At 70.7% G+C, this 20858-nt stretch carries 20 protein-coding genes and 1 pseudogene; 10 read left to right on the top strand and 11 right to left on the bottom strand.

Annotated elements, in window-relative coordinates:
- Positions 1 to 126 precede the first annotated feature (126 nt).
- Together AB0G47_RS19375 and AB0G47_RS19370 are read left to right on the top strand one after the other, a co-directional pair.
- Entirely contained in the window at positions 127 to 702 is a 576-nt protein-coding gene (locus AB0G47_RS19375) for a hypothetical protein (RefSeq protein WP_360771117.1), read from the top strand.
- Between the two features lie 286 nt (positions 703 to 988).
- Entirely contained in the window at positions 989 to 1735 is a 747-nt protein-coding gene (locus tag AB0G47_RS19370) for a phosphotransferase (protein ID WP_360771115.1), read from the top strand.
- A 21-nt stretch (positions 1736 to 1756) separates the two neighbouring features.
- Here AB0G47_RS19370 and AB0G47_RS19365 read toward each other — a convergent pair.
- Positions 1757 to 1852: pseudogene (locus AB0G47_RS19365) on the bottom strand (IS5/IS1182 family transposase); the annotation flags it as partial.
- Between the two features lie 148 nt (positions 1853 to 2000).
- Between AB0G47_RS19365 and AB0G47_RS19360 the strand changes: the two are divergent.
- Together AB0G47_RS19360 and AB0G47_RS19355 are read left to right on the top strand one after the other, a co-directional pair.
- Positions 2001 to 2339 carry a hypothetical protein gene (locus AB0G47_RS19360; RefSeq protein ID WP_360771112.1) on the top strand — a complete coding sequence of 113 codons (339 nt, stop codon included), beginning with the start codon at positions 2001 to 2003 and terminating at the stop codon, positions 2337 to 2339.
- Positions 2340 to 2627: 288 nt separating this feature from the next.
- The gene (locus AB0G47_RS19355; protein WP_360771110.1) at positions 2628 to 4961 is read left to right on the top strand and encodes a penicillin acylase family protein; all 2334 of its coding nucleotides are present in this window, start codon (positions 2628 to 2630) and stop codon (positions 4959 to 4961) included.
- Here AB0G47_RS19355 and AB0G47_RS19350 read toward each other — a convergent pair.
- The 4 genes from AB0G47_RS19350 to AB0G47_RS19335 form a co-directional block, all read right to left on the bottom strand.
- The gene (locus AB0G47_RS19350) at positions 4934 to 6010 is read right to left on the bottom strand and encodes a DUF917 domain-containing protein (RefSeq protein ID WP_360771107.1); all 1077 of its coding nucleotides are present in this window, start codon (positions 6008 to 6010) and stop codon (positions 4934 to 4936) included. The two genes, AB0G47_RS19355 and AB0G47_RS19350, sit on opposite strands and share 28 nt — an antisense overlap.
- A complete protein-coding gene (locus AB0G47_RS19345) occupies positions 6003 to 7586 on the bottom strand; it encodes a hydantoinase/oxoprolinase family protein (RefSeq protein ID WP_360771104.1) in 1584 nt (527 codons plus the stop codon). The genes AB0G47_RS19350 and AB0G47_RS19345 overlap by 8 nt, the downstream gene beginning before the upstream one ends.
- Before the next feature lie 237 nt (positions 7587 to 7823).
- Entirely contained in the window at positions 7824 to 9212 is a 1389-nt protein-coding gene (locus AB0G47_RS19340) for an NAD(P)/FAD-dependent oxidoreductase (protein WP_360771101.1), read from the bottom strand.
- A gap of 239 nt (positions 9213 to 9451) precedes the next feature.
- Positions 9452 to 9844, bottom strand: a complete 393-nt coding sequence (locus tag AB0G47_RS19335; protein ID WP_360771098.1) for a VOC family protein — start codon at positions 9842 to 9844, stop codon at positions 9452 to 9454.
- 89 nt (positions 9845 to 9933) lie between these two features.
- Between AB0G47_RS19335 and AB0G47_RS19330 the strand changes: the two genes are divergently transcribed.
- Complete coding sequence (locus tag AB0G47_RS19330; RefSeq protein WP_360771095.1) at positions 9934 to 10485, top strand: GNAT family N-acetyltransferase; 552 nt, start codon at positions 9934 to 9936, stop codon at positions 10483 to 10485.
- A gap of 3 nt (positions 10486 to 10488) precedes the next feature.
- On the opposite strand, the gene AB0G47_RS19325 is transcribed toward AB0G47_RS19330, so the two are convergent.
- The 3 genes from AB0G47_RS19325 to AB0G47_RS19315 all read right to left on the bottom strand — a co-directional run bounded on the left by AB0G47_RS19325 (position 10489) and on the right by AB0G47_RS19315 (position 12132).
- Positions 10489 to 11172, bottom strand: a complete 684-nt coding sequence (locus tag AB0G47_RS19325) for a glycerophosphodiester phosphodiesterase family protein (protein WP_266869402.1) — start codon at positions 11170 to 11172, stop codon at positions 10489 to 10491.
- A 79-nt stretch (positions 11173 to 11251) separates the two neighbouring features.
- Complete coding sequence (locus AB0G47_RS19320) at positions 11252 to 11386, bottom strand: hypothetical protein (RefSeq protein WP_360771092.1); 135 nt, start codon at positions 11384 to 11386, stop codon at positions 11252 to 11254.
- Between the two features lie 77 nt (positions 11387 to 11463).
- On the bottom strand, positions 11464 to 12132 hold the full coding sequence (locus tag AB0G47_RS19315) for a helix-turn-helix transcriptional regulator (RefSeq protein WP_360771089.1): 669 nt from the start codon (positions 12130 to 12132) through the stop codon (positions 11464 to 11466).
- Between the two features lie 79 nt (positions 12133 to 12211).
- On the opposite strand from AB0G47_RS19315, the gene AB0G47_RS19310 reads away from it, so the two are divergent.
- The 3 genes from AB0G47_RS19310 to AB0G47_RS19300 all read left to right on the top strand — a co-directional run bounded on the left by AB0G47_RS19310 (position 12212) and on the right by AB0G47_RS19300 (position 14939).
- On the top strand, positions 12212 to 13732 hold the full coding sequence (locus AB0G47_RS19310; protein ID WP_360771086.1) for a diacylglycerol kinase family protein: 1521 nt from the start codon (positions 12212 to 12214) through the stop codon (positions 13730 to 13732).
- Positions 13733 to 13804: 72 nt separating this feature from the next.
- Positions 13805 to 14452: a M23 family metallopeptidase gene (locus tag AB0G47_RS19305; RefSeq protein ID WP_360771083.1), complete on the top strand. Its 648-nt coding sequence runs from the start codon at positions 13805 to 13807 to the stop codon at positions 14450 to 14452.
- A 100-nt stretch (positions 14453 to 14552) separates the two neighbouring features.
- Complete coding sequence (locus tag AB0G47_RS19300) at positions 14553 to 14939, top strand: DoxX family protein (protein WP_360771080.1); 387 nt, start codon at positions 14553 to 14555, stop codon at positions 14937 to 14939.
- Positions 14940 to 14970: 31 nt separating this feature from the next.
- Here the strand turns inward: AB0G47_RS19300 and AB0G47_RS19295 are convergent, their stop codons facing one another.
- Complete coding sequence (locus AB0G47_RS19295) at positions 14971 to 16149, bottom strand: metallophosphoesterase (RefSeq protein ID WP_360771077.1); 1179 nt, start codon at positions 16147 to 16149, stop codon at positions 14971 to 14973.
- Positions 16150 to 16659: 510 nt separating this feature from the next.
- On the opposite strand from AB0G47_RS19295, the gene rox reads away from it, so the two are divergent.
- Positions 16660 to 18111 carry a rifampin monooxygenase gene (gene rox / locus AB0G47_RS19290; RefSeq protein WP_360771074.1) on the top strand — a complete coding sequence of 484 codons (1452 nt, stop codon included), beginning with the start codon at positions 16660 to 16662 and terminating at the stop codon, positions 18109 to 18111.
- Positions 18112 to 18176: 65 nt separating this feature from the next.
- Here rox and AB0G47_RS19285 read toward each other — a convergent pair whose 3' ends face one another.
- Positions 18177 to 18629 (bottom strand): nitroreductase family deazaflavin-dependent oxidoreductase, encoded by a 453-nt coding sequence (locus AB0G47_RS19285; protein ID WP_360771071.1) that lies wholly within the window; start codon positions 18627 to 18629, stop codon positions 18177 to 18179.
- Between the two features lie 108 nt (positions 18630 to 18737).
- A complete protein-coding gene (locus tag AB0G47_RS19280) occupies positions 18738 to 19424 on the bottom strand; it encodes a helix-turn-helix domain-containing protein (protein WP_360771068.1) in 687 nt (228 codons plus the stop codon).
- A gap of 189 nt (positions 19425 to 19613) precedes the next feature.
- On the opposite strand from AB0G47_RS19280, the gene AB0G47_RS19275 reads away from it, so the two are divergent.
- Positions 19614 to 20843, top strand: coding sequence for an oxygenase MpaB family protein (locus AB0G47_RS19275; protein ID WP_360771066.1), 1230 nt, complete (start codon positions 19614 to 19616; stop codon positions 20841 to 20843).
- Positions 20844 to 20858 lie beyond the last annotated feature (15 nt).

Here is a 20858-nt window from a genome sequence, read left to right as displayed (position 1 = left end):
CCCCGGCATGGGAACTGTGGCGGGTGCCGTTCGCGTCATTGTGGGCGTGGGCGTGGGCGTGGGCCACCCGAGGGACCAATGGCCGTGGTGGTGCGGTGAGTTGGCGGAAATGAGGGAGGACCGCTGGTGAGCGACGTGAATCGGGACATCTGTTACGTCTGGATCAAGGACGGCGACGACTGGTCCGCAACGTTCGTCATCGACGGTAGGCAGTACGCGGATCCCGATGCCGTGTCTGCGTTGTCGCTGGAGGCGTTCGACGAGCTGCAACGGCGCCGCATTCCGGCCGAGTTCGAGACGACCGAAGTCAGTCCGACGCAGCCGGCGAGTCGGCTGCCGTCGTGGGAGGAGTACCGCCAGCGCCTCGCACTCGATGACTCGGGGCGTCCTGCGGCGGCGGGGACCGACCGGATCACGTACTACGCGAAGGTCAGCGAGTCCTGTACGAAGGAGGACCCGCACGGAGTCGTGCGGAGGATCCATTCCATCCCGCCGGTGGACCAGGCGTTCGCCCGCGACATGCGGTGGCGCCCGACCGAGTTCCTGCTCCGTCACTGGTTGGGAACCGACGACTACGACCCGGTCGAGATCACTGCGGCCGAGGCGGCGGTGATCATCGGACGGTGGAAAGCCCGGCGGAGGGCTGACGCGGAGGCGGCGGCTCCCGCACTCATCGACGAGGCCAAGGCACGACGTTCGTAGTCGCAGACGTTTGCGGGCGTTCATCACCCAGCCGATCGTGCGCTCGACCTTCCAGCCGCGGGGAACGACGACGAAGTCCTTCGCGCTGCGGGGGCGGGTGCCCCTAACAGCGGCTAACACAATGAGGTGGATCGCCCCTCAGTGTCTGTGATGCTGGCATGCAAGCCACGCCTCGACGCGGTTGCCGTGCGTCGCAAAATCGGTCGACAGGCGCAGCCGTGAACCACTGTGATGGCTGCGACTGCCCGTCGCACGGAGCGGAGCGGGCCGGCCACGGGAGCTGCTCTTGGTAACCGCGAGAACTGCGGACACCCGCCCCCATATCGATGAGGCACTGGTCAGGCGCCTGGTCGACACTCAGTTCCCGCAGTGGGCGGGGCTGCCCCTGAAGCTGCTCAACCCCGCTGGCTCTGACCATGTGATCTACCGGCTGGGCGAGGATCTGTCCGTCCGGCTGCCCCGCCATGCCGGAGCGATCGGGCAGGCCAGGAAGGAATTCCAGTGGCTGCCCCGACTCGCCCCGCACCTTCCCCTGGCCATCCCGGTACCGGTGGGGGTGGGCGATCCCGACTTCGGTTATCCGTGGCCGTGGGCGGTGTCCCGCTGGCTGGACGGGGAGGTGGCGACCGTCGAGGCACTGGGCGACTCCTCCAGGGTCGCCGTTGAACTGGCTCAGTTCTTGGCCGCCCTGCAGCGGTTCGCACCCGAGGACATCCCCGCCGGAAACACCAGGGAAGACCTCACCAGCCGCCCGTTGTCCGACCGGGCCCGCGCGACGCGGGTCGCCATCGCCAAGGCCGACGGCGTGTTCGACACAACAGCGATGACCGAACTGTGGAACGCGGCGCTGAGCGCCCCCGGATGGGACCGCTCTCCGGTGTGGTTTCACGGCGGCGTGGACGACGCCACCTGGATGCGGGGCCGCGGCTGGGCCATGGCCACCGGCCTGAACGCCTACACCTCCTACGCAGCCGTCAACCCTCGGGTCGCCGCGCAGACCACCCGGCAGATCACCCAGGCCCTCATCGGCTGACAACGGCAACACAATGAACCCGTGCAGCCACGCGAAGCTCCGCTCGATCACCCAGCGGTAGGTGCCCAGGCCGGTGCCGTGTTGTGTGCCGCGGTCGGCGAAGAGCGAGTCGGGCTTGCGGCGGGGACGGTTAGCCGCTGTCAGGCGGCCCCCACGTCCGTTACATCCTCGAATAGAACCAATTTGAGCTTCGGGTCGATAAGGCACCATCTGATAACCTTCCCTGCCGATGATGAGAAGGCTCATCAACACAGGGAAAAGCGGGATGTTGAAGAACAACGACTGGGAAGTTGACGTGCAGCTCTTGCTGGATGTCACTGACGAAGAGTGGACGCGAATCAGGGAGGGGATGCAAGCTGCGGTGGAAGGTGAACCGCAATACGAGTTCGCATCGACAGCCACCTCCAACAGTCCTGCCGGTGACTTCTTCTCCGTCGGCGCCACCTTGCAGGTCAAGGCCGAGACGCCTGGCGAGGCGGCTGATACCGCTGTTGCCGTAACACGCCGTGCCCTCCAATCCGCTGGAGGAGGGCCGGACAACGGCGTAGTGGAAGTCAACATTCGCCAGGGTGAGGTGGACCCACGGCTTCTGGGCCGCCGGTAACGCACTACGACGCGGCACAGAGGACCCCCGATGACAGGCTTCGTCGGGGGTCTTCTCGAATTCTGGCCGCGCATCCGCTGCATCCTCGAATAGAACCCTTTGAGTTTCGGATCAATAGGTCGGGCGGAGCGCTGCAAGGGGTGCCTCGTGGCGGGTAGTTGTCGGACTTCGTCGTCCTGGGTGAGAATCCGCTGGAGATCGATCCGCACGGCATGGTCGGGATCGCGGTACCGCCCTCGTACATGGGCGGCGAGCGGGTGTACGCGGCGCAGGGGAGTGGGGTAGCGGATGACGGAATACGAGGTCCCGGGGCTTGTCGAGCCAGTCGAGATCTTGATCGACCAGTGGGGCGTCCCGCATCTGTACGCCGCCTCGCAGGACGATCTGTTCCTCGCCCAGGGCTTCAACGCCGCCCGGGACCGGCTCTTCCAGCTCGACCTGTGGCGTCGGCGCGGACTGGGGCTGCTTGCCGAGGTGTTGGGCGATGAGTACGTCGAACACGACCGTGCGGCGCGGCTGTTCCTCTACCGGGGTGACATGGCTGAGGAGTGGCGTGCCTACGGTGACGACACGGAGCGGGTGACGGCGGCGTTTGTGCGCGGCATCAATGCCTATGTGGCGCTGTGTCGCGAGGATGATCGCCATCTTCCGCCGGAGTTCGCCGAGTTGGGGTACATCCCGGCCTACTGGGATCCGTCCGACGTGGCCCGCATCCGCAGTCACGGCCTCCAGTACAACCTCCGCGACGAGGTCGCCCGAGCTCTCACCCTGCGCGACCACGGCCCCGGCACGGAGGAGGTTCGGCGGCGACGCGAGCCCGCGCCGCACCAACTGCGCGTCCCCGAAGGGCTGGACCTGTCCGTCATTCCGGATGACGTCCTGCGTGTGTACGAGATGGCGACCACGCCCCCCTGGGCGGCGGACGCAGCTCCCCGCCAGGGCCTGGACGGGTCCAACAACTGGGTCATCGCCCCGTCCCGCACCGCCACCGGCCGCCCGCTGCTCGCGAACGACCCGCACCGAGCCGTCACCCTGCCCGCCCTGCGCTATCTGGCGCACCTCTCCGCGCCCGGTATCGATGCCATCGGTGCGGGCGAACCGGCCCTGCCCGGCATCTCCATCGGCCACAACGGGCACATCGCGTTCGGTCTGACGATCTTTCCGATCGATCAGGAGGATCTGTACGTCTACCGCACGGATCCCAATGATCCGCACGCGTACTGGTACCAGGGGCAGTGGGAAGCGATGACCCGGGTTACGGAGGAGATCCCGGTGAGTGGTGGTGACCCGGTCATCACCGACTTGTGGTTCACCCGTCATGGGCCGGTCATTCGCGAACTCCCCGACAAGAACGCCGCGTTCGCGGTCCGTGCCGCCTGGCTCGGGCCCGGCATGGCTCCCTATCTGGGCAGCATGGACTACATGCGGGCGGAGAGCCCGGATGCGTTCGTTGCGGCCATGCGCCGCTGGGGCGCCCCCGGCGAGAATCAGGTCTACGCGGCCCCCGACGGCACCATCGGCTGGCGCCCCGCCGGTCGCGTTCCCGTCAGGTGGGGCTGGGACGGCACCCTGCCGGTCCCGGGTGACGGGCGTTACGAGTGGGACGGCTTCCTGGATGTCGAGGAGCTGCCGTCGGAGCGTGACCCGGACCAGGGTTGGTTCGCCACCGCCAACCAGCTGAATCTGCCGCCCGATTACCCGAACGACGAGAAGACGGTGACGTACGACTGGTATGCCGCCACCCGCCACGACCGCATCAGTGAGGAGCTCGGAGCGCGCACCGGGTGGACCGTCGAAGAGTGCGTCCGGCTGCAGACCGACTATGTGAGTCTGCCCGCCCGGCGCGTCCAGCGGCTGTTGGGGGGATTGGAGAGCGCCGATCCCACGATTACCGCCGCCCTTGGCCTGTTGCGCGACTGGGACGCCCGCCTCACCGTCGAGTCCCCGGTCGGCGCCCTCTTCGAGGTCTGGTACCGGCGTCATCTGCGGCCCGCCCTCCTGGAGCGGGCGCTCGACGGGATCGTGGGGGAGGGGCAGCGGCAGCAGGCCCTTGCTCGGGTGCTGCCCGTGGAGGACGCCGCCGCCGACCCCCGCGTCGATCTTGAACTGCTCGAGGGCGACCCGGATCCCGTGCTGTTGCTCCGCACGCTTGCCGACGCCGTCGGTGAGTTGGGGCGGCTGCTCGGGCCCGACCCCGGCGGGTGGGCCTGGGGTGCGCTGCACCAGGCTCAGCTGCGGCATCCCATCGCCGGCCTGCTCGACGGGCCCGCCCCGGAGTGGGCCTCTCTGGGGCCCGTCCCGCGCGGTGGCAGTGGGGACACCGTGGGGGCCGCCGCCTATGGGCCCGGCTTTCGGCAGACCGCCGGGGCCACCTTCCGGATCGTCGTCGACGTCGGCTCCTGGGACGAATCCGTGGCCATGAACTCGCCGGGGCAGTCCGGTGTTCCGGGCAGTGAGCATTACGAGGATCTGTTCGGGGCCTGGGCCGCCGATGGTTCCTTTCCGCTGTTGTACTCCCGTGCCGCCGTGGAGAAGGGGGCGCGGCGGACGATCACCCTGCTGCCGTCCACCACGCCCCTGGGTGTGGAGGAGACTCAGCCCGCCGAACCGAACGGCACATAGTCCACCTCGTACCCGAAATAGCGCGGGCCGGTCAGCGCCAGGCCGTCCGGAGTGGTCCAGCGCGGGTCGCAGGGGGCGGCCACGACGCTGACGCGCAGGCCGTAGCGCAGGCCCTCCGTGGTGATCGGGTCGCCTGTTCCGCTGTCCAGGACGCAGATCAGGTCCGGCGTCGTCGTCACTGTCACGCCGTCCAGGACCGCCATCAAGTGCTCGTTCTGGAAGGCGAGTTCGAGCGTCTTGTCCGTGTCGGGGCCAGTGCCCTCCATGCGGGCCCGGCCCCGTGCGAAGCCCCGTTCCGTGCGTCGGCCGACATCGACCACCTTGCCCGTCAGGAGCGCTCTGCCGCCGAGCACCCTCCGCGCCGCCGCCACCGGGCCGGTGTGCGCGGCCCGCGCCGTGCGTACCGCCGCACCGAGCCGCTCGGCGAGCGTGAGCGTCGCCGGGACCAGACCGGCGGCGAGCTGGTCGCCGCGCAGTACGGTGTCCGCGCAGGCGATCTGGCAGCCGAGTTCCACGCACACCGCTCGCCCGATCCGCTCGGCCGTGTGGTTGTCGACCGCCTCGATGATGATCGTGTTGCCCTTGTCGTCGGCCAGCGCCATCGGGGAGTTGGTGACACCGATCAGGCCCGGCAGCACCATCTGTGCCTCGGGGAACGCCCGCCCCATCGCGTCCCCGTCCACGATCGGCAGACCCGACCGCGCGGCGCAGGCGATCGGCAGCATCGAGTTGACCCCGCCGATCTCGATCGGCGCGATGTGTGTCGCCGGGCGGCCGATGTGTCTTTCCAGGGCGCGCAACGCGGCCAGTTCTTCACAGCCGTTCGGTACGCGCTCGAGGAGGACGGTCGGGGCGCCCATGCCCGAGATCGGGACGACGGTCGCGTCGGCCGGCACCTCGTCGATGGCGACGACCCGCACCGGTCCGTGCGCCCGGATCGCCTCGTGGGCCAGCAGCTTGCCGATGTACGGGTCGCCGCCTCCGCCCGTGCCGAGGATGCCCGCGCCGCGCGCGATGTCGTCGAGGTTGGCGAGGGTGATCTCACGCATGCGCGGTCGCCCGGTCGGAGCGACGGACCGACGCCCCGGTGATCCGCGCCGGATCGAGATCGCCGACCGCCTTGACCCGGATGCGTGTCGCGCCGCCGGGCAGATAGGCGAGCGGCACCTCCTCGATGTCGACGACGCGTACGCTGCCGGGGCGCGCCCCGGCGTCCCGCGCCCGCTCCACCGCCTCGTCGCGAGCCCCCGCGAGCACCGAATCCCGCCGCCCCTCGGGGACTTGATACACCCGGTCGACCTCCCCGCCGACCTGGGTGATCGCCGCACCGACCGCGTTGGCCACGTCGAAGTGGCGCGGCCGGCGCACATCGGCGAAGCCGGGCAGCGCGTCGGGGACCAGGACGGAGCCGCCCCCGACCGCCACGACCGGCAGCGCGGCGGCCGAGGTGCGCATCCGGTCGACGCTCTCGGCGAGCCGCCCGGCGATCCTGTCGAGGGCTTGGTCGGTGAACTCCCGTTGTAGATGGGCTACTTGGCTGCGGTCTCCGACCTCGGCGAGGCCCGCTGCGACTGCGAGATCCGTCGCCGTCAGTGTCGTACCGCCGAAGACGAGGGCCTCCTCGGTGAGCCGGTGGCCGACCGATCGTGGGCCGGTCTCCCCGTCCGGCGAGACGAGCGAGCCGCCGCCGATGCCGAGCGAGAGGACGTCGGGGGCGCGGAAGTTGGTGCGGATCCCCGCGGCCCTGCTCTCGCCCGCCGCCTCGCGCGGAAAGCCCCCGCTGAGGATGCCGACGTCGGCCGTGGTGCCGCCCACGTCGACGACCGCGCAGTCGCCGAGCCCGGAGAGGAAGGCCGCGCCCCGCATCGAGTTGGTCGGCCCTGACGCGAACGTCGCCACCGGATAGGCGCGCGCGAAGTCGACGTCCATCAGCGTCCCGTCGTTCTGCGAGAGGAAGAACGGCGCGGTGACCGACACCTCCGCGAGCGCCTTGCCGAGCGACTCGACGATGACGACCGCCAGATCCCGCAGCGCCGCGTTGATGATCGTCGCGTTCTCGCGGGCGAGCAGTCCGACCCGGCCCAGCTCGTGGGAGAGCGAGAAGTGCGTGCCCACGGCCAGTTCGGCCCGCAGGATCTCGGCCGCGCGCCGCTCGTCCTCCTCGGCGGCCGGCGAGAACACCGATGAGACGGCCACGGAGGTGAGCCCGCGCGCCGCGATGTCCGCCGCGGCCCGTTTCAGTTCCTCCGGGTCGAGCGGCGAAAGAGGACGCCCGTCGAACTCCCTTCCGCCGTGGCAGAGATAGCCGTGCCCGCCGACGGCGGCCCGCTGCCGCTCGGGCCAGTCCGTCATCGGCGGAAGGGCGGCCGTCGCGGGCAGACCCAGTCGTACGGCGGCCACGGGTGCGAGACGGGCGCCCTCGACGAGCGCGTTGAGGAAGTGCGTGGTGCCGATCATCACCGCCGTGACGGACTCGACGGGCGGATCCAGGGCGCGGACGGCGGCGGTGACCCCGGAGGTGATGTCGGACGTGGTGGGCGACTTGGCGGTGGCGAGCACACGGTCGTCGCCCCCGAGGAGTGCGGCGTCGGTGTTGGTCCCCCCGACGTCGATGCCGATACGCATGGTGGTGGAGTCCTTCGTGTGAGGGCAGTTGACGCGTAGTACGGACGTGACGCTCGCCGTGATCAACCAGCCGGCGCGACGCGCCTTTCGGAGGGGCGGCATCTACCCTCGGACGTCGACCGCCGCCATCTGGAGCCCCGTACGTCCCCCCTCGTACGGGCAGCGTGAAGCCGAAGCGGCGCTACCCCACCACTGGTAGTCGCCGCCCACTCATCCGGCCAGAGCAGAGCCGGTCGTCTACGGGAAACGGGGCTTCTCCGGGGCCATCGACCGCCTGGTGCCCTCCTCCGCGAGCCGCGCCTCGATCTGCTCCTTCGAGAGATAGGCATCGGTGTGCTCGAAGTCCTTGAGCGTGGCGGGGCGTTGGGCCTGGAAGCCGGTGCGTACGTAGTCGTTGCCCGCGACCGCGTTCAGGACCCAGTTCGCCGCCGTGCGGAAGCGCGCGGTGAGGGTGCGCAGCGCGCCCAGGTGGTAGCCGCGCGCCACGATCTGCGCGGGCAGGCCCGTCAACTGCACGCCCAGCGGCTTCGACACGGCGTGGATGCCGCCCAGGTCGACGACCAGGCCCATGTCCTTGTGCCGGTAGTCGGTCAGCGGGTCGCCGTGCAGCGCGGCGGCGATGTTCTTGGCGGCGGCCCACCCCTGCCGCATGGCGTGCTGCGCGGTCGGCGTGCAGATCGCGTCGCCGCCCTTGGCGAGGTCCGGCACGGCCGCCGCGTCGCCGAGCGCGAACACCCCGTCGAGGCCCGGCACCGTCAGATCGGGACGCACCACCAGGCGGCCCCGGTCGGTCTCGGCGCCCAGCGTGGCGATGAGCGGGCTCGGCGCGACACCCGCGGTCCAGATCAGCGTGCGGCACGGCAGCACGCGCCCGTCGGTGAGCGTGACGGAGTCCTCGGTCGCCTTGGCCACCGAGACCCCGAGGGACACGTTCAGGCCGCGCCGCCGCAGGATGGCGAGCGCCTTCTCGCCGAGCCGGTCGCCCAGTTCGGGCATCAACTTCGGTGCGATGTCCACCAGATGCCACTTGATCAGCGACGCGTCGAGCCCCGGATACCGCTTCACGGCGGCACTGGTGAGCCGCTGCAGACAGGCCGCCGTCTCCGTCCCCGCGTACCCGCCGCCGACGACCACGAACTGCAGCCGTGACACGCGCTCCGCCCGGTCCGATGTCGTCGCCGCCAGGTCGAGCTGCGCGATCACGTGGTCGCGGATCCACGCGGCCTCGGCCAGCGTCTTGACGCCCACGGCGTGGGTGTCGACACCGGGGATGTCGAACTGCCGCGTCACACTGCCCGGCGTGAGCACCAGGTAGTCGTAACGCTCCACGACCTCCTCGCCGTTGATCTTCCGTACGATCACGGCCTTCGCGTGCGGGTCCACGCCGATCGCCCCGCCCGGCACGATCACCGTGCGCCGCAGCATCCGGCGCAGCGACACCGCGACCGCCTGCGGGGTGAGCACGCCCGCCGCGACATGCGGAAGCAGCGGCAGATACAGCTGGCTGTCCTGCGGGCTGATGAGCCGCAGCTGGGCGTCGCTCGCCTTGAGCGTCCGCTCCAGCTTGTGCGCGCACTCCATACCGGCGAATCCACCGCCGACGATCAGAATCCGGGGAGGTTGCATTTCGAGGTCCCTCCAGGGTGTGGGCTCAGGACGGCGTCGGCACCGTCGGCGGGGACACACGGGTCTCCTCGGAGAGGCGTCCGGTTCATCCTCCGCCGGGGCGCCAGGCGCCGCATGTCGGATGCGCCGGGCGGGTTCCCCCTACCCCGGAAGTCAGACGTCGGACCCGCTGAGACGCCTGAAATCCCACCAACTCCTCCTTGCCCCGCGGAAAATGGACGTACAGCGATGAACGCGCCTCAGATCCCCGGCCGGAAACGGATCGGGTGATCGTCCGGGACCTCGACGACGACGATCTTGACGCCGTCCGGGTCCGCGATCCACATCTCGATCAGACCCCAGGGCTCCTTCAGCGGTGGCCGTGTCACCTCCACGCCGCGCTCCACGAGCTCCGCATGGGCCGCCCGCGCGTCCGGAACCTGGAGCCACAGCTGCAGGCCGGGCGACGGCGGGCTCTCGGAGCGGCCGGAGACTTCGATGAAGCCGCCGCCCAGGAAGTAGACCGTGCCGCGCTCGGGGCCCGTGCCGAACTCGCGGTAGACGGCCAGGCCGAGCGCCTCGCCGTAGAAGGCGCGCGAGCGCTCGGGGTCGGTGGGGTGGAGAAGGATCCTGCTGCTCAGTACGTGCACCATGCAGCCGCACCTTAGCGGCGGGTTACCCTCGGCGGTGCGCAGCCCGCGCCGCGCCCCAGAGTTGCGTCAGAGAACGGAGCACCCGCCCCATGGACACCGCACCGCGCCCCAGCACCAGTGACCTCGTCTTCCGGGACGCCACCGACGCGGACGTCGACACGATCGTCGCGCTGATCGAATCGGCGTACCGCGGTGACACCAGCCGGACCGGCTGGACCACCGAGGCGGACATCCTGGAGGGGCAGCGGACCGACCCCCAGGGTGTCGTCGATGTCATCAAGTCGCCCACGAGCAAGCTGCTCACGGTGGAGCGCGGCGGCCGGGTCGTCGCCTGCTGCCAGCTCGAACACCGCGGTGCACACGCCTACTTCGGGATGTTCGCGGTGAGCCCGGAGCTCCAGGGCGCGGGCCTCGGCAAGGTCATCATCGCGGAGGCCGAGCGGACCGTCCGCGAGGCGTGGGGTGCCCGTGAGATGCACATGACCGTGATCTCCGTACGCGACGACCTCATCGCCTGGTACGAGCGGCGCGGCTACCGCCGTACGGGAGAGATGACGCCCTTCCCGTACGGCGATGAGCGCTTCGGCATTCCGCAGCGCGCCGACCTGCAGTTCGAGCTGCTGGTCAAGCCGCTGGCCTGAGGGTCAGGCCGTGAAGCGGCCCGTCCGCTTGATCTCCGGATAGTCCGTCGTCGCGCCGTCCAGCTGCAGCGCGCGCACCAGGCGCAGATCGTCCTGGGTGTTCACGACCCAGCCGATGATCCGCAGGTCGGCCTTCTTGGCGCGCTCGACGATCTCCAGCGTCAGGCGCCGGATGTTCAGTACGAGGGTGGTGGCGCCGACCGCCGTGGCGCGCTCCACGACGTCCGTGCCGTAGCGGCTCGCGACGAGCGCGGTGCGTACGCCGGGGACCAGGCGCGCGATCTCGGCGATCGCGTCGTCGTGGAAGGAGATCACCTCTACCCGCGACACCAGATCGCGGCGGTGCATGACCTCGGCGAGGGCGCGCGCGGCCGCCACGTCCTTGATCTCGGCCTGCAGCGGTGCCTTCACGGCATCCAGGACCTCTTCGAAGACGGGGATGCGCTCGCCGCGCCCCGCGTCCAGCTCCCGCAGCTCGGCCAGGGTCTTCTCGGCGATCGGTCCCTTGCCGTCGGTCGTACGGGCCACGTCGGCGTCGTGCATGACGACGAGGGCGCCGTCCTTGCTCAGATGCAGATCGAGCTCGATGAGATCGAGGCCCGCGGCTTGCGCGGCGATGAAGGAGCGGAGGGTGTTCTCGGGTTCGACACCCATGACCCCGCGATGACCGATGGTGAGGAAGTTCAAGGTTCACTCGCTTCCGTCGACGGCGGCTCGGCGGCCGCGGGGCTGAGGACGGAGGAAAGCCACGCGGCAAGGTCGCAGCCTAATCGCCCGCCTCCGCGATGGAACCGCCCGTACGCGGCCTGCCCGAAGAATCGGAGTCGTTCGCTCTGCTTCCCATGATGCCGAGGATGAGGCCGGTGATGACGGCGGCGACAAGGACTGCGCGGGTGCTCACAGGTGCACTGCTCCGTACGGCGGGGTCGGCTGACCCGCCCCGTCCTACCGGCCGGCGGCCCGTCGCCGCGAGCCGCTTCACCCGTGGGTGGGCGAGTCCTCCAGGGGTTGACTGGGCGCCGCGGGAGCGGTGTTCTCCGTGGGGCTTGAGGGGGCGGTGAGGCCTGCGAGGTCGTCGAGCATCGCCTCGGCCAGGCCGATCTCCGCCTCCAGGCGCCGCGCGCTCCAGCCCAGCGCGATCTGCGGATGCGACCAGGCCTCGACGCCATCGGCGCGGGCGAGCGCCTCGCGCACCTGCGCCAGCTCGCCCCTCGTACGGGCGATGTGCTCGCGCACCCGTGCCCGCAGCTCGTCCGGCTCTGCGAGATGCCCGAGCCAGACCCTCAGGAGCAGCGGATGCTTGAGCACCGGCGGCCCCACGTCCTCGGCGCCGCCCGCCCACCCGGCGAGCGCGGCACGGCCCGCCTCGGTGATGGAGTACGTGCGTTTGGTGCGCGGTTCCTCGGGTCCCGAGCGCCGCGACGTGGCGTAGCCGAGGCCTTCGAGGCGGCGCAGCTCGGCGTAGATCTGGCTGATGGCGGGCGACCAGTAGAAGAAGCGGAGCGAGGCGTCCGCCCACTTCTTGAGCTCGTAGCCGGTGCGCTCGCCGGGGAAGGAGAGCAGGCCGAGCACGGCCCATGCGGTCGGCGGCAGCTCATCGGGCCGCTGGGGCGAGGGGGAACGTGGGGCGGAGCGAGGGACTGCCATATGACTGATTGAAGGGAATACGGGGCCGTCGGCGCAAGACATGTGCGGTGCGGACGGCGCGCGGGGGTAGGAGAGGAGCATGAAGGATCTACCGGGGCGGCGCGCCCGCCGGCTGCTCAGTGCCACCGACCGCTTCGCGTTCCATCATGTGGCCGCCCGATCCTGGCCGGCCGCGGAGCCGGTGCTGCCGCGGCTCAGCCGGAGCGCCGACCACGGGCTGCTGTGGTTCGGCATCGCCGCCGGGATGTGGGCGTTCGGCGGCGCGCGGGGCAGGCGGGCGGCGGTGCGCGGCGTCGCGTCGCTGGGGCTCGCCTCGGCCACGGTCAACACGCTGGGCAAGCGCGCGGTGCGCCGCAGCCGGCCGGTCCTCGACGCGGTGCCGGTGATCCGGCATCTGGCCCGGCAGCCGATCACCAGCTCCTTCCCGTCCGGGCACTCGGCATCGGCGGCGGCCTTCGCCACCGGCGTCGCGCTGGAGTCGCGGACCCTGGGCGCGGCCGTGGCGCCGGTCGCCTGGTCGGTGGCGTTCTCCCGCGTCTACACCGGCGTGCACTACCCCGGCGACGTCCTGGCCGGCGCGGCCCTCGGCGCGGGCGCCGCCTTCGCGGTGCGCGGCCTTGTGCCCTCCCGTGCGCAGCTGCCGCCGCCCGCGCGGCCCCGGACGGACGCGCCCGCGCTGCCGGACGGCGAGGGCCTGGTGGTCGTGGTCAACCCGTCGTCCGGAACCCAGCAACTCCTCGATCCCGTACGGCAGTTGAAGAGCGCACTGCCCCGCGCCGATGTGGTGCTCTACGAGGACGAGGCCGGACCGCTCCCCGGCGTGATCGAGGAGGCCGCCAAAGACGCGGCCGGGCGCGGCGGCGTGCTCGGCATCTGCGGGGGTGACGGCACGGTGAACGCCGCCGTCGCGCCGGCGCTGCGGCACAAGGTGCCGCTGATGGTGCTGCCCGGCGGTACGTTCAACCACTTCGCGGCGGACCTGGGCGTCGACTCCGTCGCGGACGCCTGCGCGGCCGTCGCCGACGGCAGCGCCGTGCGGGCCGACGTCGGCCGGATCAGGCCGCAGGCCGGGGCGGAGCCGGAGGACAGGACGTACTCCGACCCGGTGTACTTCCTCAACACGTTCAGCCTCGGCGCCTACCCCGATCTCGTACGCATCAGAGAGCACTGGTCACCCCGGATCGGCGGCCCGGCCGCGACCCTGCTCGGCGTCGCCCGGATCGTGCGCACCGGCCGCCCGCTGCACGCGGTGGTGAACGGACGGGGCCGCTCCCTGTGGCTGCTCTTCGCGGGCAACGGCGCCTACCGCAGCGCCGGCATCGCCCCTGTGCGCCGGCACGACCTGGCCGACGGCCTCCTCGACGTCCGCATCGCGCGCGGCGGGCACTTCGCGCGCAGCCGCCTCCTGGTCGCCGCGCTGGCCGGACAGCTTGCGAGGACCCGCTTGTACACGTCCGCACGGCCCCAGCGGCTTGTCGTCTCCGGCCTGCCGGCCGACACACCGATGGCGTACGACGGCGAAGTCGCCCCCGCTCCCACGGCGCTGCTCGTCGACAAACTCCCCGAGGCACTCACCGTGTACCGGCCGACGCCCGACTGACGTGGTGCGGCCGTTACGCCATGCGGCGCAGTCGGCGTGCGCCCGCGGCCCGCCGCCGTTGTGCTGTCGGGCATGCGCTACGACATAGACAGCCCGCGTGAAGCGGGCACGACACGACGTGACGTACTGAGCGTCGCCGCGGTCCTCCTGGCCGGCGGCGCCCTCACGGTGGCGGGACCCACGCCGCACGCGGCCGCGGAGTCCGACGGCGACTGCGGCGCCGGCTACGACGAGGAGTTCGAGCAGGCCCTGGCCGAGGCGGACGAGGCGATCCCGGAGGCCCGTCCCCTCGCCCCGCAGGGCCCACCCGGACGATTCGCCCTGCCGCTGCGCAGACGGTTCCGCGTCAGCGCCCGCTACGGAGTGCGCGGCAACTGGATCGCGGGACACCACACCGGCGTCGACCTCGCCGTGCCCCGGGGCACCCCGGTGCACGCGGTCGGCGCGGGCACGGTGGTCCTGGCGCGCTGGTCGGGTGCGTACGGCAAGGCGGTGACGGTGCGTCTGCGGGACGGCCACTACGCGGTGTACGCGCATCTCTCGCGCATCGCGGTTCGCCAAGGGGCCCGCATCGGCACCGGCGACCGGCTGGGCAGCAGCGGCGCCACCGGCCGCGCCACCGGGCCGCACCTCCACCTGGAGATCCGGACCAGGCGCGGCTACGGCTCGGACATCAACCCGGTCAGATATCTGGCGAGGCGGGGCGCCCGGCTGCTGTGAGGCCGGGGCGGGCCCGCCTTCCAGGAACGCGGTCACACGGCCCGGTGACGTCGGAGTTACTGTCGAGTAAGGTCTGCCTCCCGTCACTTGAGGAGGCCGTATGTCGCTCGTGCCGCGTTCCCCTTTGCTCCTGGCCGGTCTGCTGGCCGGGGCCGGGGTCGCCCACTTCGCCGCCCCGAAGCCGTTCGACGCGACCATTCCGCGCGCCCTGCCCGGCTCGCCGCGGGCCTGGACGTACGCGAGCGGCGCGGTCGAGCTGGCGCTCGCGGCCGGAGTGGCGCTGCCCCGCACCCGGCGCACCGCGGCGCTGGCCACGGCGGCCTTCTTCGTGGGCGTGTTCCCCGCCAACGTCCAGATGGCGGCCGACTGGCGCCACCGCCCCGCCCCGCTCAGGGCCGCCGCACTCGGCCGCCTCCCGCTCCAGGTCCCGCTCGTGCTGTGGGCCAGGAACGTGGCAGGGGCGGCACGGGGCGACAGAGCCGCGTGACGGGGTCGGGCCGCCCGCTCCGAACCAGGCCCTACCGCACGCCGGACAGGCCCGCGGCCGCGGCGGAGGTCGCCGTGGTGTGGGCCAGGTGCGCGGTGCGGGTGGCGACGTCGACCGTGTAGACGTCCACGGTCATGGCCCGCTCGGAGACCTTGAGGATCATGAAGCCCACGTCGGAGAAGTTCTGCCAGGCGGCTGGGTGGTCGAAATGGGCCCTGCCGTCACCGGACTTGGCCGCCGCCCCGCAGACGATCTGTCGGGTGCCGGCCGTGCGGGTCGTGGGCTCAAGGACCTGGAGCGTGTGGTCGTGCCCGGACAGGATCAGATCGGCCCGGCCGCACACCACCTGCTCGTACAGCTCCTTGAGGTGGATGCCGCTCGTGTAGTTGCCGATGACGAAGCCGTCGTACGAACCGGCGCTGCCATGCTTGCCGTTGTTGAGGTAGGGGTGGTGGCCGAGCACCACCTTCCAGCGGGCCCGCGACGCGGCAAGCGCCGAGTCCAGCCACTGCCGCTGGGCGCGCATGTACGGGCCGTCCCACTTGTAGTGCGGGTCGGTCTGGGCGACGGTCGAGGCGACGGGGTTCGTGTCGAGGGCGAAGAACTCCACCACTGGGTCGCCCCGGCCCTCGGGGGTGGGCAGGGTGACGTTGTAGTAGCGGCTCGGCATGTACCAGCGCGGTGAGGAGGCCGCGTAGGAGACCTCGCGGTCGCCGCGCGAGGGGTCGCCGCCGCTGCCCGGGATCAGGCCCGAGCAGTCGTGGTTGCCGAGCACCATCATCCAGGGGACGTCGATGCCGGTGTTGGGCGTCTCGAACTTGTCCCGGAACTCGGAGTCGTGGTCGGACTCGGGCCCGTTCTCGTAGATGTTGTCGCCCAGACCGACGGCCACCGAGACGCCCTCGTCACGGCAGACCCGCCGGGCGGCCTCGGTCACGGCCAGCTGCTCTTCGCCACCGGTGCCGGAGTCTCCGGTCACCAGGACGGCGAACTCCCCGTTCCTGTTCGGCCCGTCGGGGAAGGGGAACTTCGCGGCGCCCTCCGCCGCCGTGGCCTGTCGCCCGCCGAACGGCAGCACGGCGAGCGCGGCTCCGGCGGCGGCACCGCCGAGCAGAGTACGGCGGTGCAGCGTGAGGGCCCCCGGCCCCCACTTCTCGGCAAGGTCCCGGGCGAGCGGCGCGTCGGCACGCAGCCACTGCTTTTCGGTCAAGTCCGCCCGGGGTGGTATCAGTTCGTCATCGCACATCCGAGCGTTCTCTCATATCCGGGCGGACAGCGGAAGACGATCAGGCGAACTGCGGGTAACGGTGTCCGGCTTCGGGGTTTTGGTACCGCCCCCGAGCCCTCCCGGCCCACGTCGGCCGTCGCCGATGCCCATCCCCTGCGCCGATCCCGTACGCCCCCGACGGCACCCGTATCGACGCGATCGAGCCATTGACCGGCCGCTCTCCGGGTCACTCGATCCGCCGTCCCGAGGGGCACCCCGGGCGACCAGGAGGTCCTCGCCGCGGACCCGCACTGGCCGGAGTGGTCGCGGTGCGCAACGGCATGATGCTGACGAAACTGGCTCGGATCGCGGTGCGCGAGCACGGCGAGAGCACTTGATGCCAGTTTCAAGTTATAGCTGGTGGGGGCCCTTGCGGCAAGGCCCCGGTCATGACGCAGAATCATCGGCCTGGGCCGGAACCGGCCTGAATGCAACGTGCTGGATGGGGCTTTGATGATTGATGTGATCGTGGTCGGGGGCGGACCGACCGGCTTGATGCTGGCCTGTGAGCTGCGGTTGCAGGACGTGCACGTGGTCGTACTGGAGAAGCTGGACAAGCAGACCGAGCAGTCCCGCGGGCAGGGCCTGCACGCGCGCAGCGTGGAGGTGATGGACCAGCGCGGCCTGCTCGACCGGTTCCTCGCGGTCAGCGAGAAGTTCCAGGTCGGTGGCCTCTTCGGCGGCATCATGAAGCCGTGGCCCGACCGTCTCGACACGGCCCACGCGTTCGGCGTCGCCACCCCGCAGCCGGAGACCGAGCGGCTGCTCAACCAGCGTGCCATCGAGCTCGGTGTCGAGATGCGGCGCGGCTGCGAAGTGGTCGGGGTGACCCAGTCCGCGGAGGGGGACGAGGACGGGGACGGCGCCGGGGTGAGCGTCGAGCTCGCGGACGGCACGCGGCTGCGCTCGCGCTACCTCGTCGGAGCCGACGGCGGCCGCAGCACGGTGCGCAAGCTGATCGGCGTCGACTTCCCCGGCGAGGCGGCCACGGTCGAGACGCTGCTCGCCGAAATGGAGGTGACCGAGGACGCGGAGACGATCGCCGCTGCCGTCGAGGAAGTCAACAAGACCCAGCTGCGGTTCGCCGTCAAACCCACCGAGAACGGTCTTTGCCGCATTATCGTGCCCGCCGACGGGGTGGCCGAGGACCGCGCGACCGAGCCGACCATCGAGGACTTCAGGAAGCAGCTACGGGCGTACGCGGGCACCGACTTCGGTGTGCACTCGCCGCGTTGGATGTCCCGGTTCGGCGATGCCACCCGGCAGGCCGAGCGCTATCGGGTCGACCGGGTGTTCCTCGCCGGCGACTCGGCGCACATCCACCCGCCGACCGGCGGGCAGGGGCTCAACCTCGGCGTGCAGGACGCCTTCAACCTCGGCTGGAAGCTGGCCGCGGCGGTCAACGGCTGGGCCCCGGAAGGGTTGTTGGACAGCTACGAGACCGAACGGCACCCGGTGGCCGCCCGGGTCATCGACAACACGCGCGCGCAGATCACGCTGATGGGGACCGATCCGGGTCCGACCGCGCTGCGGGAGCTGTTCGCGAAGCTGATGGACTTCGAGGAGGTGAACCGGTACGTGACCGGAATGATCACCGCGGTCGACGTCCGCTACGACTTCGGCGAGGGCCATGACCTGCTGGGCGGGCGGCTGCGGGACCTGGAACTGAAGCGGGGCCGCCTGTACGCGCAGATGCACGAGGGCCGCGGGCTGCTGCTCGACCAGACCGGCCGCCTGTCGGTCGAGGGCTGGGCGGACCGGGTCGACCACGTCGTCGACGTGAGCGAGGAACTGGACGTGCCCGCTGTGCTGCTGCGGCCGGACGGGCACGTTGCATGGGTCGGCGAGGACCAGCAGGACCTGCTCGACCGGCTGCCGAAGTGGTTCGGAGTCGCCGCGGGCTGATACCGGCACGAACGAGGAGGGTCCTCGACCACGATGGTGGTCGAGGACCCTCCTCATTCAGGTACTCAGATGGCCACCGACGCGGGTTCCAGCACGAAGACGGGGATCACACGGTCGGTCTTCTCCTGGTACTCGGCGTACGGCGGATACGCGGCGACCGCGCGCTCCCACCACTCGGCCTTCTCGTCCCCGGTGATCTCACGGGCCGTCATGTCCTGGCGTGCGGGGCCGTCCTGGAGTTCCACGTGCGGGTCGGACTTGAGGTTGAAGTACCAGACCGGGTGACGCGGGAAGCCGCCCTTCGAGGCCACGGCCGCGTACCGCCCCTCGTGCTCCACGCGCATCAGCGGGATCTTGCGGATCTTGCCGGTCTTCGCGCCGCGCGTCGTGAGAATGACGACGGGCAGGCCCGTGTCCCAGAGCGTCGCCCCCTGTGCGCCGTCCGAACTCTCGTACAACTCGACCTGGTCGCGGATCCATTGCGCCGGACTCGGGACGTACTCGCCTTCAAGAGGCATCGCCTTCACCCTGTCATCGCGTACGGATTGTGTCGCTCAGTCCAGCACAAGCGCCGCGCGGAGTCATCATCGCCGTACCGGTGGCCAGGGGGGAGAGAAAGGCGGGCGCTACGGGTCGGTGGCGGGCGGTGGGTCGAGCATCGGCACGAGGAACTGCCGGGCCACCGCCCGTACTTGCGCCTCGTCATCGAGGTCGACGACGTGGCTGGGGATGACCAGGAAGGACGCCGAGACCCGGACCATCATCTCGGCCACGACGTCCACGTCCACGTCGCGGGAGATCTTGCCCGCACGCTGCTCGCGGCGCAGCCGGCCCGCGACGAACTGCTGCACGACGGCCAGCGTGCGGCCCCCGTCGCTGGTCATGGACGGCACGACGGCGTCCGGTTCCACGTCCATCAGGCCGCCGATGAGGGGATTGCGGCGGATGGCCTGCAGTGAGCTCACGAAGCCGAGGACCACGCGGTCGGCGACGGTCTCCGCGCCCTGGACGTCGACGATGAACTGGTCGAAGTACCGCCGGAATTCACGCCGTACGACCTGTTCGACCAGCGCGTCCTTGGTGGCGAACCGGCGGTAGACGGTGATCCGGGAGACCCCCGCGCGGCGCGCCACATCCTCCATCGTGGACCGGCGAATGCCCATGCGGCGGAACTGCTCGAAGGCGGCGTCGAGCACGCGCGTGGTGGCCCCGTCGTTCTCGTCGACCCGCTCGGCCGCCTCGGTGAACGCGCGGTCCAGTACGGAATCCGAGTCCTGGGGCGTGGCAAGGAAGGGAAATGCAGGTCGTTCCACGGTCGCCTTTCTGGGGGCGCGTTCCTCAACTTCCCTTGCGTGGGAGGCGAGTTGCAGAAGTCGGGTCCGGAGTCTGGTGCTCCGATCCGGGTTGTGCTTCTCTCGATGAAACGCCGATGAAACGCAGCAACGCAATCTGTATCAGAGTATCAGTCAGCGCTGAGGCGACTCAAGGAGGAGTTCCGGGCCATGGATGAACTCAGCAGACGCAAGATGCTGCTCACGGGTGGAGCGCTTGGTGCGGTCAGTGCGCTCGGCGTGGCGTCGCCGGCGGGCGCGCGGTCCGTCTGGTCCTGGGCCGCGAGCGGCTCGGTGGCCGGGGCGGGCGCGGGCACCGACCCTCAGTGGGTCTGGGACGACGAGGCCGACCGGCTCCTAGGTGCCGTCCTCGACCGCGGCGACGTACCCAAGGTCAACGAGCTGCTGCGCACCTGGACCCGCAATGACCAGCCGCTCCCGGCCGGACTGCCCCCGGATCTGCGGCAGTTCATGGACAAGGCCCGCCAACTGCCCTCCTGGGCGGACCGGAAGAAGCTCGAGACCGCCGCGAAGTTCAACGAGGCCAGGGGGCTCTACCTCAACATCCTCAACGGTATCGGCGGCGGCATGCTGAGCACCGCCATCCCCCGCGAGGCACGCGCCGTGTACTACTCCAAGGGCGGCGCCGACATGGAGGACCGGGTCGCCAAGACCAGCAAGCTGGGCTTCGCCGTGGGGGCTCTCGATGCGTACCGGCCCGACGGCACCTGCATCGTGGAAGCGGTCAAGACGCGGATGGTGCACGCCGCGGTACGCAACCTGCTGCCGAAGTCCCCGAGTTGGTCCGACACCAGCGGCGGCCAGAAGATCCCGATCAGCCTCGCGGACATGCTGGTCACCTGGCACACCCTGCCCACCTACGCGATGCGCACGATGCGCGAGTGGAAGGTCCCGATCACCTCCGCAGAGTCCGACGCCCATCTGCACGTGTGGCAGGTGACCGCGCACATGCTCGGCATCCGCGACGAATACATCCCCGCGAGCTGGGAGGCGGCCGAGGCCCAGTCCAAGCAGCTCCTCGATCCGGTTCTCGGCCCTACGCGCGAAGGCGTCGAGCTGACCGACATCCTGCTGGGCCAGCTCGCCGAGCAGACCAGTCCCGGCAGCGTCGACCGCCCGCTCGTCAACGCCTTCGCCCGGTACCTCGTGGGCGACAGGATCGCCGACTGGGACGGCATCCCCCGTGAGCCGTTCTGGGAATCGGCGGTCAAGACCGCATGGCCGCCGCTGGTGGCGTTCCGCGAGGGGCTGATCAAGCTGCCCCTGGTGCCGAAGATCGCCTGGACGATCGACGAAGCGGCCCGCAAGTACATCCTGTTCTACCTCTCCAAGGGACGCGCGATCCACCTCGACATCCCCGACGCCAACCGGCCCGCCTGACCCCCTGACCCCCCG

Origin of the sequence: Streptomyces sp. NPDC021622 (genome assembly GCF_040640795.1) — a bacterium.
In the GTDB taxonomy this organism is placed as follows: domain Bacteria; phylum Actinomycetota; class Actinomycetes; order Streptomycetales; family Streptomycetaceae; genus Streptomyces.
Note: the sequence above shows the minus strand (reverse complement) of the source record. Positions and strands in the feature narration are given on the sequence as shown.